Source organism: Brachyspira pilosicoli (genome assembly GCF_019402445.1).
In the GTDB taxonomy this organism is placed as follows: Bacteria; Spirochaetota; Brachyspiria; order Brachyspirales; family Brachyspiraceae; genus Brachyspira; species Brachyspira pilosicoli_B.
On the sequence record NZ_SRZM01000205.1, the window covers coordinates 1 to 246 of the forward strand.

1 protein-coding gene is annotated in these 246 nt (G+C 28.5%); it reads right to left on the bottom strand.

Features of this window, described 5'->3' with window-relative positions; all coding sequences use genetic code 11:
* Positions 1–246: amidohydrolase family protein (locus E6A48_RS07280; protein ID WP_219709365.1), on the bottom strand; the 246-nt coding region annotated here is incomplete at both ends.

Consider the following 246-nt stretch of genomic DNA (forward strand, 5'->3'; position numbering starts at 1 on the left):
ACAGCCTGTTTTTAATAATTCTCCCATTGCTGTAATAGAGCTATAATAAACAACATCATGATTTAAGTTTTTCCATATTTCATAAAGATTAGTAAGCCATTCAAATAATTCCATATTCTGTACTTGAGGAAGGTTTCTTGTAAATATTTGAAATAAATGATGATGAGTATTTATAAGCCCCGGATATACAAAACAGCCTGAAGCATCAATTACTTTATCAGCTTTTTTTTCTTCTTTACCAATATA